The sequence below is a fragment of the Synechococcus sp. CS-603 genome, assembly GCF_977929215.1.
Genome location: NZ_OZ376778.1, coordinates 2,190,345 through 2,208,297 on the forward strand (window position 1 = coordinate 2,190,345; position 17,953 = coordinate 2,208,297).

16 protein-coding genes and 1 pseudogene are annotated in these 17,953 nt (G+C 54.3%); 2 read left to right on the forward strand and 15 right to left on the reverse strand.

The window, feature by feature from the left end; translation table 11 throughout:
- Positions 1-175 precede the first annotated feature (175 nt).
- Both ACXMDM_RS11565 and ACXMDM_RS11570 read left to right on the forward strand, forming a co-directional pair.
- Complete coding sequence (locus ACXMDM_RS11565; RefSeq protein WP_071799703.1) at positions 176-1,735, forward strand: FAD-binding domain-containing protein; 1,560 nt, start codon at positions 176-178, stop codon at positions 1,733-1,735.
- 166 nt (positions 1,736-1,901) lie between these two features.
- On the forward strand, positions 1,902-3,536 hold the full coding sequence (locus ACXMDM_RS11570) for a hydroxysqualene dehydroxylase (RefSeq protein WP_499570412.1): 1,635 nt from the start codon (positions 1,902-1,904) through the stop codon (positions 3,534-3,536).
- 328 nt (positions 3,537-3,864) lie between these two features.
- On the opposite strand, the gene ACXMDM_RS11575 is transcribed toward ACXMDM_RS11570, so the two are convergent.
- The 15 genes and pseudogenes from ACXMDM_RS11575 to ACXMDM_RS11645 form a co-directional block, all read right to left on the reverse strand.
- A complete protein-coding gene (locus ACXMDM_RS11575) occupies positions 3,865-4,206 on the reverse strand; it encodes a type II toxin-antitoxin system PemK/MazF family toxin (protein ID WP_071799704.1) in 342 nt (113 codons plus the stop codon).
- The gene (locus ACXMDM_RS11580; protein ID WP_071799705.1) at positions 4,194-4,433 is read right to left on the reverse strand and encodes an AbrB/MazE/SpoVT family DNA-binding domain-containing protein; all 240 of its coding nucleotides are present in this window, start codon (positions 4,431-4,433) and stop codon (positions 4,194-4,196) included. Before ACXMDM_RS11580 ends, ACXMDM_RS11575 begins: the two co-directional genes overlap by 13 nt.
- Positions 4,434-4,537: 104 nt before the next feature.
- A pseudogene (locus ACXMDM_RS11585) lies at positions 4,538-5,629 on the reverse strand (IS5 family transposase).
- Positions 5,630-6,380: 751 nt separating this feature from the next.
- Entirely contained in the window at positions 6,381-6,641 is a 261-nt protein-coding gene (locus tag ACXMDM_RS11590) for a DUF2442 domain-containing protein (RefSeq protein ID WP_071799706.1), read from the reverse strand.
- Positions 6,634-6,867 carry a DUF4160 domain-containing protein gene (locus ACXMDM_RS11595; protein WP_071799707.1) on the reverse strand — a complete coding sequence of 78 codons (234 nt, stop codon included), beginning with the start codon at positions 6,865-6,867 and terminating at the stop codon, positions 6,634-6,636. Before ACXMDM_RS11595 ends, ACXMDM_RS11590 begins: the two co-directional genes overlap by 8 nt.
- A 134-nt stretch (positions 6,868-7,001) precedes the next feature.
- Positions 7,002-7,355, reverse strand: a complete 354-nt coding sequence (locus tag ACXMDM_RS11600) for a type II toxin-antitoxin system PemK/MazF family toxin (protein ID WP_071799708.1) — start codon at positions 7,353-7,355, stop codon at positions 7,002-7,004.
- A gap of 446 nt (positions 7,356-7,801) precedes the next feature.
- Positions 7,802-8,110: an addiction module antidote protein gene (locus ACXMDM_RS11605; protein ID WP_205526831.1), complete on the reverse strand. Its 309-nt coding sequence runs from the start codon at positions 8,108-8,110 to the stop codon at positions 7,802-7,804.
- Positions 8,110-8,412, reverse strand: a complete 303-nt coding sequence (locus tag ACXMDM_RS11610) for a type II toxin-antitoxin system RelE/ParE family toxin (protein WP_071799710.1) — start codon at positions 8,410-8,412, stop codon at positions 8,110-8,112. The genes ACXMDM_RS11605 and ACXMDM_RS11610 overlap by 1 nt, the downstream gene beginning before the upstream one ends.
- Positions 8,413-9,597: 1,185 nt before the next feature.
- Positions 9,598-10,806, reverse strand: a complete 1,209-nt coding sequence (locus ACXMDM_RS11615) for a hypothetical protein (protein ID WP_499569660.1) — start codon at positions 10,804-10,806, stop codon at positions 9,598-9,600.
- A gap of 127 nt (positions 10,807-10,933) precedes the next feature.
- Positions 10,934-12,220, reverse strand: coding sequence for an RNA-directed DNA polymerase (locus tag ACXMDM_RS11620; RefSeq protein ID WP_071799712.1), 1,287 nt, complete (start codon positions 12,218-12,220; stop codon positions 10,934-10,936).
- Between the two features lie 408 nt (positions 12,221-12,628).
- Entirely contained in the window at positions 12,629-13,474 is an 846-nt protein-coding gene (locus ACXMDM_RS11625) for a hypothetical protein (RefSeq protein ID WP_499569662.1), read from the reverse strand.
- A 531-nt stretch (positions 13,475-14,005) separates the two neighbouring features.
- Positions 14,006-14,182, reverse strand: coding sequence for a hypothetical protein (locus ACXMDM_RS11630; protein ID WP_186437686.1), 177 nt, complete (start codon positions 14,180-14,182; stop codon positions 14,006-14,008).
- A 437-nt stretch (positions 14,183-14,619) separates the two neighbouring features.
- Complete coding sequence (locus ACXMDM_RS11635) at positions 14,620-15,678, reverse strand: IS91 family transposase (protein WP_071799714.1); 1,059 nt, start codon at positions 15,676-15,678, stop codon at positions 14,620-14,622.
- The gene (locus ACXMDM_RS11640; RefSeq protein WP_071799715.1) at positions 15,675-16,583 is read right to left on the reverse strand and encodes a tyrosine-type recombinase/integrase; all 909 of its coding nucleotides are present in this window, start codon (positions 16,581-16,583) and stop codon (positions 15,675-15,677) included. Before ACXMDM_RS11640 ends, ACXMDM_RS11635 begins: the two co-directional genes overlap by 4 nt.
- Positions 16,584-16,979: 396 nt before the next feature.
- Positions 16,980-17,945, reverse strand: a complete 966-nt coding sequence (locus ACXMDM_RS11645) for a tyrosine-type recombinase/integrase (RefSeq protein ID WP_499569665.1) — start codon at positions 17,943-17,945, stop codon at positions 16,980-16,982.
- Positions 17,946-17,953 lie beyond the last annotated feature (8 nt).

Genomic DNA, 17,953 nt, shown 5'->3' on the forward strand with positions numbered 1-17,953 from the left:
TCTGCCTTCACCGAGCAATGGCACTTCGGGCAAGCGCATTCGATCTTGACGGGGCTTTGCAGGGTCGTGGTCATGGCTTCTCTCTGCAGGCGGCGAGCAACCCCATCATTCTGGGGCCTTTTCTTCGTTTTCTGGGCCTCTCAGCGAGCGGGATGGTCTGTTTAGGGTCGCCTCCATGGGGCCGGTGCAGATCGTCTGGTTCAAACGGGATCTGCGCGTGGCCGATCACCAGCCGCTGCTGCAGGCCAGTCGCGGCGGTCCGGTGCTGCCGTTGGTGGTGGTGGAGCCCCTGCTCTGGCAGCAGGACGATTGCTCAGCGCGCCAGTGGGCCTTCTGCGCCGAGAGCCTTGAGGAGCTCCGCCTGGCTTTGGCCGCGCTTGGCCAGCCGCTGGTGGTGCGGATCGGTTCGGTGGTGGAAGTGCTGGAGCGGGCCCGCCGTCAGTTCGGTGTGGCGGGGCTGTGGAGCCATGAGGAAACCGGCAACAGCTGGACCTACGCGCGCGACCGGCAGGTGGCCCGGTGGGCCGCAAACCACGGCATCGCCTGGAGCGAGACCCCGCCGTTTGGTGTGTTCCGAGGTCTACGCAGCCGCAACGGCTGGGCACGCCGCTGGGAAGCTCGCATGGCTGAGCCGATCACAGCTGCTCCCGATGCCTTGCAGCCGCTGGTGGGCGTTGAGCCCGGCGCCATCCCCACCGCAGGCGAACTCGGCCTGGCGGTTGACCCCTGCCCGGGCCGGCAGAGCGGCGGAAGGAAGGAAGGACTGGCCCTGCTGCAGAGCTTTTTAGCTGTGCGAGGAGCCCGCTACCACCGTGAGCTCTCCAGCCCGCAGACGGCCTTCGCCCACTGCTCGCGCCTGTCCCCCCACCTCACCTGGGGCACCCTGTCGATGCGGGAGGTAGTGCAGGAGAGCCGGAGGAGGCGCAGCGAAGTGAAGGCTCTGCCGCCCACCACCCGTGCCACCTGGCCCCTGGCGCTGCGCGGCTTTGAGGAGCGATTGCACTGGCATTGCCACTTCATCCAGAAGCTTGAAAGCCAGCCGGATCTGGAGTTCAAGGAGCTCCATCCCCTCACCGCCGGCCTGCGCAGCAGCGACCCGGAGCGGTTAGCCGCCTGGGCCGAAGGACGCACCGGCCTGCCGTTTGTGGATGCCTGCATGCGCGCCCTGATCGCCACGGGCTGGATCAACTTCCGCATGCGGGCGATGTTGATGTCGGTGGCCAGCTACCAGCTGTGGCTGCCCTGGCGCGAGAGCGGCCTGCATCTGGCCCGCCTGTTCGTCGACTACGAACCCGGCATCCACTGGAGCCAGTGCCAGATGCAGTCGGGCACAACGGGCATCAACACGATCCGCCTCTACAACCCAATCAAACAGGGCCAGGATCACGATCCCCGCGGCAACTTCATCCGCCAATGGCTACCTGAACTGCACGCCATACCGGCTGTGCACCTGCATGAACCGTGGACGATGGCGCCCTCCACCCAGGAGCGCGTCGGCTGTGTGCTCGGGGTGCATTACCCATTCCCAATCGTTGAACCAACCATCGCTGCTCGGGAAGCCCGCGAAAAGATCTGGGCTCGGCGGCAGGAGTTGGGCTTTGCGGAGCTGGCCGATGCGATTCAGAAGAAGCACGGGTCACGCCGCTCTGGCCTGGCAGCGAGTGGGGGTCAACGGCGGCGCCGGTCGGTGGCTGGAAGCACCAACAATCAACAATTGGGGCTGAATCTAGGCTAAGCCTTGACCCAAAGACACTGACATTTGACAGGTAGAGCGAGACCGACAGCTCTTGCGACAGGATCAGGCTGATCTGTGCAAGGCCAGTCCTGTTTCTTACTTCCCCAGCTCTACACCAATGGGCTTTGAGTAGCTTGCAGAGGATCTGCTGATGCTTGAGCGAACGATGCCAGACGAAACCATGCTCGGCGGCAGAGAATCGCATGTGGTCGTCATCGGCGGCGGATGGGCTGGCTGGGGTGCCGCAAAATCACTCTGCGAAGCCGGTGTTCGCGTGACCCTGATCGATGGGATGGTCGATCCAACCGGCAGTCAACCAATCACAACCAAAAGCGGTAAACCATTTGAGGCGGGCACCAGAGGATTTTGGAAGGACTATCCCAACATCAATGCCCTCAGCGAAGATCTCAACATTGGCCCTATTTTCACTGACTTCACAACCAGTGCTTTTTGGTCACCCGATGGATTGGAAGCGACTGCTCCTGTTTTTGGAGAGCAGCCCCAGTGGCCAAGCCCCCTTGGTCAAGCGATGGCAACAGTGAACAACTTCAAGCAACTTCCGATTCAAGATCGACTCAGCATCGCAGGACTTCTCTATGCCATGCTCGACCTCTATCGCAGCGATGAGGTATTCCAGAAATACGACAAGCTTAGCGCTCAATCACTTTTTGAACAACTTGGCATCAGCGATCGGCTGATCAATGATTTCCTGCGGCCGATCATGCTGGTTGGTTTGTTCAAGCCTCCCGAAGAACTTTCGGCCGCTGTGACCATGGAGCTCCTCTATTACTACGCCCTGGCCCATCAAGACTCGTTTGATGTGCGTTGGATTCGCTCAAAAAGTATTGCGGAGCATCTTTTTGCCCCTCTCAGTCGAAGGCTGATCTCACACCATCATCTGCAGGTGCTTGGGGGAACCCTAGCGACACGGTTGAATCTGTCACGTGAAAAGCAAAGCATCACATCGGTTGAAATTCAGAGCATCAAAACAAAAGAAGTCACGGTGATTGATGATGCCGATGCGGTGGTTTTGGCGGTGGGTGCGAAAGGGCTCAAATCTCTGATGTCTCAATCACCAGAATGCAGCCATGCGGCACCAGAGCTGGTTGCCGCTGCTTCTCTCGGTTCAATCGATGTCGTTTCAACGCGTCTGTGGCTGGATCGCAATATCCCCATGGCTTACCCAGCCAATGTTTTCTCCCGCTTCGAATCGCTGAAGGGCGCGGGAGGCACATTTTTCATGCTGGATCAACTGCAAAAAGATTCAGAGGCGGCGCTATGGGGTGATGAGCAACCGCAGGGTTCGGTGATTGCCAGCGACTTTTACAACGCCTCTGCCATTGCAGTGATGAAGGATCAAGAGATCATTGATCTTCTCATCCATGAGCTGCTTCCCATTGCTCACCCCGAATTCAAAAACGCAAAGGTGGTTGATTATGAGGTGCGGCGTTATCCCGGTTCTGTGTCTCTGTTCTCTCCAGGCAGTTTCCAGAAGCGACCACCCTTGGAAACCTCTGTAGAAACGATTGTTTGTGCTGGTGACTGGGTGCGGATGGGCGACAAAGAACATGGTGCCAAAGGCCTGTGCCAGGAAAGAGCCTATGTGTGTGGTCTGGAAGCCGGAAACTCCCTGATCAGGCGCAACATTGTTAGAGGCCCGAATCCACCGGAGAGCAGCCAACATCCCGTGATCCCAATTCGTGCCGACGAACCACAAGTTGTCCTAGGCCGTGCTCTCAACAAAATCGTAATGGATCCAATCGAGGCCTTTGGCCTGAAACTACCTTGGTTTGACTCCTAGCGTCCATCACCATCGCTGGACCGAGCGCATCATCAACCACTGCTCTGATGTCCTGTGCTCAAATGTGAGGGCAGGCGTGACCGTGATAGTCATTCAGGGGGCTCCTTTGCGTAGCTCCACGTATTGCTCGATGGCTCAATAAACAACTAGTTGCCTATATTATTCCAAAGTTCAAATACTGCTCGAACAGTGCTACGGAGTCCTTCTGAAGCTCTGCCCTCTATGACTTTTTACCGCCTAACCCCCAAGAGCAGGTGCGGGCAAGTGCTTAAGATGATGAGCATTAGGCACTAATCCCATCTTCTAAGTCTGGATGTTAGCCAGGCCATTACGCAACAAACATATCCTGTAAAACTCTCAGAACTTTAAGAAGAGTCACTTCAGGGAGAACGCCGAGCCGTTTGACTAACCGCTCTCTATCGACAGTCCGCAACTGATCAGCAACGATATGACCATTCTTGCCTTGAAAGGTGCAAGCAATACGGAATGGGTAGGGATGACCTCCAGTCGTCAGCGGTGCAACGATAAAAGTACTCATATGGGTATTCAGTTCATTGGGTGACACAATTATGCAAGGCCTTGTCTTTCTGATTGCTTGCCCTCGCGTTGGGTTCAAAGAAACCAGGAAAATATCTCCTCGGGAAACGGCGAGGTCAGTCACCACTCCCATTCCTCATCGTCGAACTTGGTAGAGATGGTGTCATCAAGAAGTACCTCCGGGGCAAAGGCAGCTGCCGCCTCAGCCCAGCCAGCCCGTGCTTTTGCAATGGCTGTGATGGTGAGAACCCCTGGAGAGGCGTGGATCTCCACCTCATCCGACAATCCAGCCTCTTCCAGCAGAGGCTTCGCAAGGCGTAGGCCCCGTGAGTTTCCAATCCTGACCAGTTTCGCCCTCACAACTCATCCACGCCAACAATGTGATCACATTGTAGCCACGCTTCTGGCTTTGGCGGTGGTCTCTTCGGCTCTGGTTAACGCTCAAGATCAGCGGCGGGCGGAGGCTAATAAATAAAGTCCCATCTCAGCTCCCGTCCGATGGATCTTGATGTTAGGACTAACTGGCGCAGGCCGCCCCACTGTTTGATCCAGCCAAATACTTTCTCGATGCCGCGGCGGGCATTGATTGATTTGGCGTAGCCCTCATGGCGTGCAGTGCGGCCATCGATGGCGGAACCACCAGGGCGGCTGGTGTTCTGAGCGACGTGCGGCGTCACGGCAATGCGGCGCATCTCGGCGACAAAACCCCTGGTGTCGTAGTTCTTGTCGGCACCAAGGGTTTTCTGGTGGGCACCGGGGATGTCAGCCGCCATCGCCTTGGCGGCATCCCGTTCTCCAGTGCCCGTGGCTTGGGTGACGCGACAGTCCACGATCAGGGCATGGCGGTTGTCCATGAGCACGTGCCCCCTGTAGCTCGGTTGGGCGGGGTGGGCGTTGGACTTGCGGGCCAGCAAGGCGTCTGGATCGACGCTGGAGCGATGGGTCTTGTTGCTGAGCTTGATGCTGCGGAAATCCCCCTTGGCCCGCTTCTTGCCGGGCTTTGGAGTGCCAAAGCCCTCGCCAGGACCTGATGGCGGTGGCGGTGGGTCCTCCTGCCCGTCGATCCGCTCCAGCGAGGCATGGGATGCACAGGCCTGCAGCAGGGTGCCATCCACTGAAAAGTGCTCGTCGCTGAGCAGCGGCTTGACCTCTGGAGCGCCCATCAGCTTCTCCAGGAAGCGCCCCATGACGTCGTCATTGAGAAGCCGCTCGCGGTTCTTGGTAAACGTGGTGGGGTGCCAGATCGGATCATCCGGGCTCAGGCCTACAAACCAGCGAAATAGCGAAATAGCAGGTTGTAGTGGAGCTGCTCCAAAAGCAGCCGCTCCGATCGAATCCCGTAGAACGCCTGCAGCAACGAGGCCAGCAGCAGTTGCTCGGGCGGCACCGAGGGCCGGCCTTCCGCGGCATAACAGGTCACAGAAGGTGGGATTGAGGCGATCGAGGGCCTGATCCGCCAGCTTCCGGATCCGCCGCAGCGGATGGCTGGCCGGGATCCGCTCCTCGATCGACACGTAGGAGAACAGGGAGCCACTGCGCTCCTGGTGACCTCGCATCTGGGCTGGGCAGTTGATCCATTTTCGCGCAGGCCTGGTTTTTCAGCAAACTCTTAGCAGCAGCAGGCAAGAAAGACGATTGTCAAAAAACTTCGACTAGAGTAACATCATATTACATTCTGGCGCTTATCATGGGATGCAAAAAAACTCGATATTATTTCATTGTTAAGATATTTAAAAAAAATTGATTATGATTAAAACGGCAAGACATCAGCTGAATGCAATTCTCCTGCTGCTGGCAACCAGTGCAATTGCTTCCCCCGCTCTTTCTCAAGAATCGCCTAGACGCGCCAATCCAGCCGCATCCCAGAACTTGCGTGCCCAATCCATACCGGACATTTCAGCAAGTGAGATGATTATGACTGGCATTACTGCCGACATGGACTATGTCAAGAAGCAGGATCGTCCTCGCGGAATTTCAGTTAATACATATGGACTGTGCCGCTTTAGCGAACTAGGACAATCCCGCGTTTTTTGCACTAACCCTAGGAACTTAGCTCAGATTAGTCGACCGCAGAACCCAGGGGACAGTCGAATCAGCACTTTTGCCCAGCGCGAAGAAGATGATATTAGGCTCGGGGTGCGTCCTAGCGGCGGACGACAGGCAAGATACCTTTGGTGCCGATTTGGACCCCAAGGTGGTTCCCGCAGCGAATGCGCCAGTTAATCCTAACGTTAGCCATCACCAGAACGCAATAAGACTAAGAAATCGAACCGAACCTTCCGGTGGCTGCTCTGGTGTATGGCGTTGTTAGCTGGTCAGCGCCTTCACCCGCGGCGATGGTGCGCCACGAAGAAGGCCCTCCACGCTCAGATCCTCATCAATATCCGGCCAGTGGATTCCAAAGCCAGCCCCAGCAATCTCCCAATTCTCGCGCTCCCGAGGGGTGGCATGTAAAAGCCGCGGATACCAAGCCAGAGGTGCAGAGATAGAGCGGCCGTCTGCGAGGTCAACAATCAGCTTGTCCTCTGTGCAGGCAACATCTGTGACCCGTTCGCCAGGGTTAGCCATGAAACTCCTCCCACGCTCTCGACAGGATAGCTCTGTTCATGCTGACCAGCCGTTCAATCTCACGAAGCTCTTTGGCCCTAAAGCCAAGGCTTGAGGAAAGTGCCACTGGCGTGAGCCAAACTTTGCATGAAGCCTGATCTCGGTCAACATGAATATGAGGAGGTTCGTTTGGCTCGTGACTGTAGAAGTAGAACCGATACGGGCCGCTTCTGAGAATTGTCGGCATCCGTGATCGCCATCATCACTCAAAGCATAGCCAGCACGGGGTTCCTGTACAGCTAACGCCCAAGATCACCTGCACGCAGGAAGCTCATGAGAATATCAGGGCTTCCTAGGAGGCGTGACAGGTGGATCTTGGTATTAGAAGGTGTCACCATTCAGGCCTCTTCGGAGGATCTTGACCAATGCATCCATCACTCCAACCATCTTCGCATCTTTAAGTCTGCCTGCCTTTCCAATAATGATCGAAGCATTCGCAGTAAACAACTTTACGATGCGTACAAAGCTCTCCCGCCTAAGCCCGCCTTCGGCAAAGTCACTTCCCAAAAGAGGAATCGCGAGTCTATCCGCGTAGGCTTTGCTCGTAATCTGACAAAGGATGAAGTCTGCCATTCCAACGTCTGCAATGATCAAGGCAGGTCTTCGCTTGGATTGGGACAGGTCTGAATAGGGGAATGGAATTAAAACTACGTCTCTTATTGAAGGTGGGCCCATGCAGCTTCCTCTTCTGAGTTCAGCCAGTCTGCAGACAGAGACCTTTCGCTTAAGGAAACTCCGCTGATGACAGAGTCAGGCTCTTCAGTGGGAACAGAAACAAACACCCTCGCCCCCTTTGCCAGACGAACATGGCTACTTATCTTGATGCGTCCATCTGTTTCAACAATTGCCTCAAATACATTTTCCATAGATCGGAGTCACTGGTATGTGCCTGAGTTCTTTCAGCATAGCCCCAATGTTGTCGTTGTGAAGGCAGGCTTGACAACGCAGACGTAGGCATTGGCATGGCCACACTCATCCTTCCAACGCTGCCCCTGAGTGGCAGGCAGAATTTTAATGCTATCAAAACGAATTCGTTGGCAGCCTGTCCACTCCAGGGGCATGTTCGAAGGTGTCGCATCACCACAGGCATCTTTCTCGGACCTATACCCCGCCAGCAGAGTTCAAGTCACCTCCGCTTCACTTCTCACGCCGGCGCTCAACTTCAGTCCAAGAGCCGTGACGACTTTCAGGATGGTGTCAAAGCTCGGGCTGCGCTCACCAGACAGGGCCTTGTAGAGACTCTCCCTGGAAAGACCCGAATCTCGTGCCACCTGGGTCATCCCCTGGGCACGTGCGATGTCGCCCAGAGCCTTTGCAATGAAGGCAGCATCACCATCAGCCTCCTCGATGCAGGCTTCCAGATAGGCCGCCATATCCTCCGGTGTTTGGAGATGCTCGGCAACGTCGTACAGGCTGGTCGTAGTTTTCATCAGGTCGCCTCCGTCAGGTTGTCTGCCAAAAGAAGGGCTTCATCAATGTCCTTGGCTTGTGAGCTCTTGTCTCCGCCAGCCAAAAGGATGATCAAGGTGGTTCCCCTCTTCAGGTAGTAGACCCTGTATCCAGGGCCATAGTTGATCCGCAACTCCGACACGCCGGACCCGACGGGCTTGACGTCACCAGGATTGCCGCCGATGAGGCGCTCGATCCTGGCCAGAACCTTCGCCCGTCCTCTCAGATCACGGAGACCCACAAGCCAACGCACGAACCGCTCTGTCTGGCGGACTTCAACCATCCGTCAACTGTAGCTTCCTGGCTACGGCAATGGAACCCTTCTTGCGAGCCACATCAAGGTCGACACATCCTTCGAACGCTGCTCCTGAGTGGCAGGCAGTTAGTGCCAATCTGTAGCAGAGGTCTTATGGAGGCCTGTCCACTCCAGGAGCTTGTTCGAAGTGTCATATTTACTAGCTTAATTCGCAAAATATCTGCATTCACCGAGTAGTTTTCCCAAGAGAATAAATGACTCCAGCTCTAGGACCGGGATTTTAAATCCTGGAAGTGATGCGAATACGCAATGCTGATAAACTTATTCACCTCTGCTACCTTCTGAGTCACAACGGGTTTGGTATTAACTCAAGCCAGTCAAGACGGCGTGAATGGGGATCCTGTACGCTCACCCAAAAACTTGGTGCGATGACCAGCACAGGTCGTGGTCGAGGGGCAACCTACGCTGAAAGTACAAAGCTCCAGATTATTCGGGCAGTACTGAGGCAGCCGGGGCGTACTGGTAGGCAGATTGCTGAGTCTCTTGGTCTTCACCGTTCAAGAGTCAACGCATTTCTTTACGGCGAAGGGAAAAGGCGCTTCGGCTTAATGGAATCCAACTGGCGGTGGTATCCAGGCAGAGCACATGAACCTTGGATGCCCAGTAACCGGGCAACAGAACCAGCATATCAGGATCATCCAGTGGTCGAACAGACAGAAAGCGTATGCGCGATTCTGTCGAGAATGAGCATTACAAATGCGACACTGAAGATTCGTACTCTTTCACTTACACTTGTTGAGCTTGCATTTGGTGAAGATGAATATCCAGCTTTGGACTAACGGCTGCAAGCTGAGTTGATAATCAGGAAGAAGACCCTGGAATCAGCCTCCAAAGAAGTTCAGGTGGTCAGGCATGGTTCAAGTCGTTGGGCGTGGGTCATTATTGTCGTTCTTGGAGTTTGGGTGCTGACGTTGCTGAGCAATCAGAAACCAGCAGATAACCAGAATAATCTGCAGCAGTCAGGTGAAGCTGAGCGGGTGTTGCCTGGGCAGTAAGGAAGTGAGTTCCGCAATGCAACATAGAGCCACAACCAAGAAAGATAAAGGGACGAGATATAAATCTCGCCGACCCTTCGAACGCTCCAGATCAGAAGCGGGCATTTGTTCATAGCCTCAGCCAATTCCTTCTGCTCCCGCCTTCTGTATCTGGATGTTAGGTAGCTCCTTCAACTCCCAGAAGCATCATAGATGTGATCTCTGGCCACTCATACTCCTTGCGTCGATGCATTACCCATTTTTCAGCCTCCCTGTGGATTTGTACGTGCCAGTAGAGGCGGCCGTCTTCCCGAATGGTCTGATTCATCCCCTCTAGCTGAGACTTGATGAACTCTAAAGGTAAAACGGCAATCTGTTCTGGCGATCCACAGCCAAAGCACGCATATGCAGATGATGCCTCAGACAGCTTCTCAAGTTGGTGCTGCTGAAACGCAAACCAATAACCGGGCCCACTAGAATTCTTATACTCCTTGGACACGGCACAAGTTATTGTGAGGCCTGAATCAAGATCACCAAAAACCACCCTTGATTGCTTGGTTAGATCTGCATTAAAGAACTTTCCGATCTTGTCTACACATGCAAGATTGAAGGAGACAGGCTTCTCTCGCTCTTTTGGATCCCTTCCGCTTGGGGTGTCTTCGCTTCCGTCTTCGCCAGCTAGCTCTTCCGGGGTTTCCTCCAGGATATCTTCTGCTGTCGAAAAGACAAGATCAATGATCTCATCTACCCGGGTGTACTCCCGGGGGATGAGAACTTCGCGAATCCGTGCTTCAACGGAAGGGCTATCAAGATCCTGGCGAATCTTCATTAGACGCAAGAGAGCATCAATAGATATCAGGCGAACATCCCAAGCATAGCGAGAGCCGCGAATCTGGGCTTCAAGTTCACCAGTGTCTTCGCGCCCTACAATGATTAGTATTGACGACTGGTCTTCGCTAATCCGGCCAGCTTTAATGAGCCGCCTGCGATACGTTGCAACAGTTTCTACTGGGAGCCGATATGCATCAGTGGTCTTAACTTCTGCAACAATCGCATGATTGTTCGGCGCAGTCCAAATGCCGTCATGCCCAATATCACTCTTGGTTCCACGATATCGGCCTGGATCAACTTTAAATCCCAGCCGTGAGGCAATTTCGTTGACTATATCCTGTAGGGCTAAACCGGAATCCTTGAATGCACTTTCAAGGCAATCGTTAGCATACTTGCCAATAAGATCGCCTGGGACTCTGGCCAGAAAGTTACGGAATTCTGCTGGTGCCGAGTTGTTGTCGCCGAGCTTTCCATCACCCGCGAATCCAATGATCTGGTCTACGCGCTTGGCTCGAATCTGCTCAGGATTCTCCTTCCAGATCTGAATGAGAGTCATGGGTCACCATTCGTCATCGGAGTCTACCTAACGCTTTCCATCACCTGGCCGCAGATTCTTCTTGCGTAAACAGACACCCTGCGGCGCGGCTCAGGTGCATGGCCATGTTGGACTGCTGCTATAACCCTCAGTATTGGGTAATCCCTGTTGGGGACATTGATGGTACTCTTGGTTCAGGGACAGGAGCCGTAGCAGGTGGTGCTGCAGCGGCCAAATCATAAAAACTGACACCAGCACTCTTGAGAAAGCTGAAGCGCGGATCGCTATTCACGTGGTCGACGCCATGAACCGACGGAAGCCACCCTTTGATATTCGCTTCATAAGCTAGTAGCCAGTTCTCGTCGTAGAGCGCTTCAGTAGTCATATAGCTGCTCCACAGGGTAGAAACTATGCCTCCGGGTATGAGCCCTATGTCATTTGCATGCAGCGTGAGAAGTGCAACAAACGAGTTGTCGCACTCAACAAGTGCCGATGCTGAGGCAGAATCAATCTGGATTCTCAATGCGAGACAGGCCCACAGCGACCATGCCACTTCGCTGGTGTGATCAAGGCGTGCGTGTTCCGTGATGATCGTGCAGAGTGCCTGCTCTAGGGCTGCATGGGGGCAGGGTTCACCATCATTCACGCGGCGAATGAGTGTCTGAAGTACATACGGAAGGCAGGCTGGTTCCGGAACTGCGCAGTTGAGGAGCAGAGTGCAAAAGATGTTCCAGTTGCTGGGATCGATTTTGATACCACTCACACGGGCAACTGCATACTGCAAGACTGGTTGACTTGAATGAATTTCCGCCAAGTAAAATGCAAGAGTAAAATAGTCAATCAGTTCGGTTAGCTGGGATCTTGCCTTTGCAGAGTCGAGCGGATGTCGTCTCAATTGAGCCACCCAAGTCGAATCAAGTGGCGCCGGCAAATTAATTACCTTTGTCTTCCTTGGATTTAAGGCTAATCCATACTTTGCCAAGATGCTCTCTAGTCGATGAAACGCCTCATCGGCTTCCGTCCTACTTCTAAAGCCAAGTTCGTAATCGTCAATATAGCGATGACCTCGCAGGCCTGGAATGGTATTTATCAATTCCTTGTCACAGGCCTGCATCAGTATTTCAGCAAGAACTAGAGATGTGTCAGGCCCAATTGGTATTCCGACTGTTTGTCCGTCTTGCGCGGATCGCACAAGTAGATCTAACCGGTTTCCCAATAGCGTGTTGTCTCGCTTTCGTTTGGCAACCGCCTTAGTGTGCAGCACCCAAGGAAGGGAATGGGTATAAATTGAATGATAGAAACGACTAATATCTGTCTTTAGAATAAATCTGTTGTTGCGCCTTGACTCGACTGCGTCTAGCGCACGATGGCTTTGGGGCTTAGACGCTTGTATAGCCCTTCCCGAGGATGCGAATACTGGATTTGTTGCCGACATAATAGTACCACCTACGGCCGGAATTAAGTCGGCCCAGTTAGATACTATCTCAAGTGCCAGTGCATGTTGACTGACTGGATTTGGAACATCTAGGGCGCGGCGAAGAAGACCACCACGGGCTAAAGAGTAACGTGCCGGCTTTGTCGTCTCTAGTCGACCATTACGCTGGCTAGAGTCAACCTGAAATCCTGAAGGCAGAGTGGCACCTGGTGCGGTACAGGTGCTAGCAAGCGTTTCAGTTGTGAACGGGTTCGGGAGTTCTCTGGGAAAGTAACCCCTCGCGAGAATGTCTTTCAGAATCACAGTGCCACCAAGGTAAAGGAGTCAGTCCAACGCTCAAGATCAGCGGCGGATACTATCTCATCGCTCGAGACAAGCAATACAGGACCCGCCCGCTGCATCTTGATGTTATACGCCTGCCTCAGTAAGTGATACTATAGCAAGATCAGGTTCTGCATGGGTCTTGCACACAAAGCGTTCTGCAAGGCCATGGTGTTTCTCGTGAATCAAATGGCACAACGGCTTTTCAGTTAAGAACATATCGCAGTAAGGCAGGGCCATTCCGGCATGGCGAAGATCGGCAAGATTGTTGACTTTGTATCTTCTGTTTCTTTGCCATCGGAAAGCCGCGTGAAGAGTGACGAATGTCGTCAGAGTTGGCAACTTATCCTCCATCTTGTCTAGCTTGAAAATGTTGTATATCAAGTTTGCAGCTGTCTGACCTATCGAAGGGTCTGGTTTCGCATTCAGATCTGCACCTGCTCCAGCTTCACTCAGATAAATCTGAAACATAATCTTCGAAAGGGAGTCTTTTAGAAGACTCAGAATACCAGCCAGTTCAATCATGAACAGCTGTTTAAACGAGCTGAATTCATTTGCGTTGGCAAACTTTCCTTTGTTGTACTTATCTGCAGAATCGGGGATGGGCTTCCACTCTGGGCGACATCCAAGATGTTGGAATATATCGGCAAAGTCTGCATTCCACATCTGATCAAAAAATGCTTTTTCAATAGCATCAGACTGCTCCCTGGTAAATGACTTTGACTGAGGTGCCACATACCCAAGGACATAGCCACATTTCGTCCATATCGAATAACTTATATCGTGCGTTGTATCAATTTCTCCTTTATGCTGAGCGAAGAAATACCATAATTCAGCATCTATTCGAGTGAACAAGTCCGAAAGGCATATGGCCCCAGATAGTTCATCAACCAGTCGAATAGTTGCCAAAAGTGTATCTGGATCGCTTTGCATGAAGATCTCAGCAAAGCTATCCTGCGAAATGGGACAGATTGCACGCTCGGATTCAACGGCATTACGAATTAGATCGAGAAGTGCAACGAGGTTCTCGTCAGTCCTCCGACCTATGGCCACGTCACGAAACATTATCCAATATCTAGTGTCTAGGTATATCTTGTAACGCCCAGTTATTGAAGTCGCTAACTCGATGTGCCGGCTACGAACATATGAGGACGGAGCAATCTCGGGCTGTCCCAAGTGCTGCATAAGTGTGTTTACTAACTTCATGGGGGCAAGGCGGAGCGTGGTAGTCTCTCTTTGCAAGTAGCGGGCTGTTCGGAAAAGTCTAAACGAGTAACGCTCAAGATCAGTGGCAGGTCGTAGCTCTGTGATTTAACATGAATGTCAACTTCCGTCCGCAGTACCTTGATGTTAGACGGCTAATGAACTCTTGGTTTATGGTGCTGCACCCCCCTCGTTCCGCTGCTTGTGCTACTGAAATCAATATGAAGAAAACAAGGGAAAGTCCAAGAGATTAGGCTCTTACTATCGCGGAGCTGGAAAGTGCTGTTCGGCAAAATTCTTCAGTTCATTGTCGCTGAATTCTTCTGGCACATCCACTGAGAGGGCAGCTGTTCCTGCAGCATTAAGTGCATAGAAATAGTCTTTACTGTGCGTGTCGTTCGCAAATGCGATGCGCCTTCCTGTGATTTGTTTCAGCATGAGCCGTGAAGATAACATCACGAGTTTCTGAGATTTGTGTCACATCAAATTCAGGTGGCAAGTTCATGGCAGATATGAATCTGCCTAAAAGCTAATCACGAACTTTGCCATTGTCAATATCTGTAGCATCGGCTCCCTAGTCCGTATAACGAATATGGATAGATCGTGCGCAGCCACGATCTTATCCGAAGTTGAACAAGCCCGCAACTCAGAAATCCAAGGCCTACTGCAGAAACATCCAGCCTGATTTCACAGTTGCTCCAGATTCACTGTGGGGGCAATGGCCTGTCGCATGACCCACATGACTCTGGCGTTGCGTCACTGGTTAGTATAAGGGCGCAACCGTACTGGCAGGCCAGTTCTCTGCATAGGGATCGGCCTGGATCAGGCTATAGGGTCTATCTCTCGATTGATCTTCTAGGCCTTTCTTGATCGGCTCAACACAATCGTGGTGCCATATTGCGCACCCGCACGGCGATGATGTTCATCACCCCTCTGCAACGTGGGCAGAGAATGGGGGGCTTTTGGCTCGCTGCTGGCTGATCTGGTAGCGACACCCTGAGAAGGAGTTGCACCAGCTGAATCAGTCGCTTGCAATGGCCATGCAGGATGCCGAAATCGCGGACACGACGGAACCGTTTAGGCAGTACATGCCGCAGAAGCAGCCAGAGGAAGTCACCCCCGGGCACAGTCTGGATTGTCTCGTGTCCCTGGTTGTCCGTCGTTCGGAACGTTACCTTGCCATCCGCGTCAGAAAGGATGTTCTTCTCAGGTAGAACGCCTCGATACAAATAGCGACCAAGGTAGAGCAAGACCTTGTCGCCACGTCCCACATGCTTGCAGTTCACCACCCATTCCTGCGGCAGGGCTGTCTTAATTTGCAAGCCAAGTCGCCGCATTCCCTCATACCACTTGGCACGGAAGACCTTGGCCAGGTTGGCAGCATGAAACAGGTACTGTGTCGCCTTAGTCCTCCATTCCTGACGCTGCTGATTCACAGCACCTGCAGGCACAATCAGATGCACGTGTGGATGGAAATAGAGTTTGCGGTTATGGGTATGCAGTACAGCATGGGCACCGATCTGCCCCTTGAGTTTCGGGTCACGCCGAGCGAATGAATCAATTGTTTGCCAGGCTGTTTTCAGCAACAGATCGTAGGCGGTGCGCTGATGCTGCCAGATCAATGGCCGTAGTTCTGCCGGTACCGTGAAGGTGATCAGGAAATACTGCACAGGTAGCAACTTGGCTCGTTGCCGTTCAATCCACTGTTGGCTTTCATGGTGCTGGCAGTGCGGGCAACTGCGATGGCCGCAGGAATGGGGGATCTTGATGGTGTGTTCACAGTCAGAACATTGCAGCACCATCAGGTCGCTGCCTTGACGGCGGCAGCGCCGCATCGCCTGCAGAGCCTGGCGATGACTCGGCAGCAGTTGAGGGCCATGGCGGCGTTCCAGGTCGCCCTGGTAACGCTCCACCAATTGGGAGAGAAGAATCATGACTCCTCCACCCAGCGCAGCTGGAAGCCGCTCAGCAGCGTTTCAATGCGATCGCCGGTGTGATCGCGGACCACCTTGGTGATGTGGGCGTAGCGGGCTGTGGTGTTGCTATGGCTGTGCCCGAGCAGGGACTGGATGAGGCGCAGGTCCATTCCCTGCTCCAGCAGGTGCGTGGCGTAGGCGTGCCGCAGCGAGTGAACCGTGAGCCTCTTCTCAATCCCGCATTCCAGGCGAGCTGCTTTCAGTGCCGCCTGCACGCCGCTGGCATCCATCGGTGCACTGGCGATCCGCACGATGAATTGGCTGCCGGCCGGACTGGGGAACAGCAACCGGGGATGGCGGTGAGTCGTCCAGAAGCGACGCATGGCTTCCAGCGTCAACGCCGGCATCGGAACGTAGCGATCTTTGCCGCCCTTGCCATCGCGAATATGCACGCGTCGCTGTGAACCGTCGATGTCGGACACTTCCAAGGCCAGACCTTCACTGATGCGCAGGCCCAGGCTGTAGATCACCAGCAGAACAATCCGGTAGCGCAACTTGCGCACCGTATTGATCAGCCTGTGCACTTCCTCGCGAGTTGGAATATCCGGCAGGCTATGAACTCGAGGTGGACGGATGATCTTGATCCACTCCATCTCGCGATCGAGCACATAGCGATGGAAAAACTGCAGACTGCAGAGATCGACCTTGATCGTGCTCCACGAATACTGCTCAAGCAAAGCGGCAAAGTAGTCTTTGAGTTCAGAGGGGCTGAGATCATCAGGGCAACGGTCGAAATGACCGGTCACTCGACGTAGCGTTCGGCTGTAGCTGTCGATCGTCTTGCTGCGTAGGCCATGCAGCCTCATCGCTTGCAGGTTCGCATCAAACAGGCCATCAAAGCGCTCCTGTTCAGCAGGATCCATTGCGGTAGCTTCCCGTTGGAAAGACGAAGGGAGTGGGCGCATCAATAGATGCGCTTCCCTCAGTGTGTTCTCGGAAGACCTCCGCAGTCAGAACACAACAGGAATTGTTCAGCCTTGGTCCGCAGCATCAACCACGTGGGATGGCCTCAAAGACAAGACGAAGCTCCGACTCGAAGTCGTTATATTATGCTTGGATTTTAAATCTGCCGCGTAGCGGCTTTGTTCAACGCTGATTAGGCGGGTCCGGTAACCGCCTCTTGTCTGTGGATCTAACCAGCCTAAGCACTCGTCCTGATCCTCGCATCGGCAGGAAAGCCCTGCCGTCACAGATTTCTCAGATTGAGTCTGCAAGCCCCTAGCAGTTTATGCGGACCCGATAACCATCTGTTTGTTTGGTTACAGAAGATCGACCGGGCTGCTCACCCCCAGCGGTCCCCTGTTCAGCACGTGGGTGTAGATCATGGTGGTTTTGACATCACTGTGCCCCAGAAGTTCCTGGATTGTGCGGATGTCCTGCCCCCGCTCCAGCAGATGGGTCGCGAACGAGTGGCGGAAGGTGTGGCAGGTGGCTGGCTTGGTTAGTCCAGCTGCCAGCACGGCGCGGCGCACCGCCTTCTGGATCAGGCTGGGGTCGAGATGGTGTCGGCCCTGTTGTCCGGAGGAGGCGTCGCGCCACCGCTGATGCTGCGGAAACACCCATTGCCAGCCCTGGGCCAGGTCTTCCCGGTGGATCTGTCTCACCGCCTCAAGATGCCCTCTGAGCCGGACTCCCAGGCTCTCCGGCAGCAGGGTGCGGCGATCCTTGCCCCCTTTGCCATCACGCACCATCAGCTCGTGTCGGCTGAAGTCAAGATCGTGCACCCGCAGCCGCAGGGCTTCGATCAGCCGCAACCCACTGCCATACAGCAGGCCAGCCACCAGCGCCTCCACTCCATACAGTCTTTGCAGCACGGAACGGACCTCCTCCGGCGTCAGCACCACGGGTAGCCGTGGGCGCTTGCGGGCCCGCACCACCCCCTCCAGCTCCAGATCGCGATCCAACAGTTCCCGGTAAAGAAACAGGAGTGCCGCCAGGGCCTGGTTCTGGGTGGAGGCACTCACCTGCTGCTCCACGGCCAGATGACTGAGAAAGGCATTCACTTCGGCACTACCCATCTCCCGGGGATGCCGCAGCTGGTGAAACCGCAGAAAGCGCCTGAGCGACTGCTCATAGGTCTTCACAGTGCGGCGGGCGTAGTGACGCACCTGTAGTTCTTCTCGGTAGCGCTGGATCAGTCCTGGCGGGCGGGCTTCTGTGGCCACAAGCCTTTCACTGTGGAGGGGATTTTCCCAGAGTTCCCAATCAGTGGCTCCCTCAGCCACGGCAACGA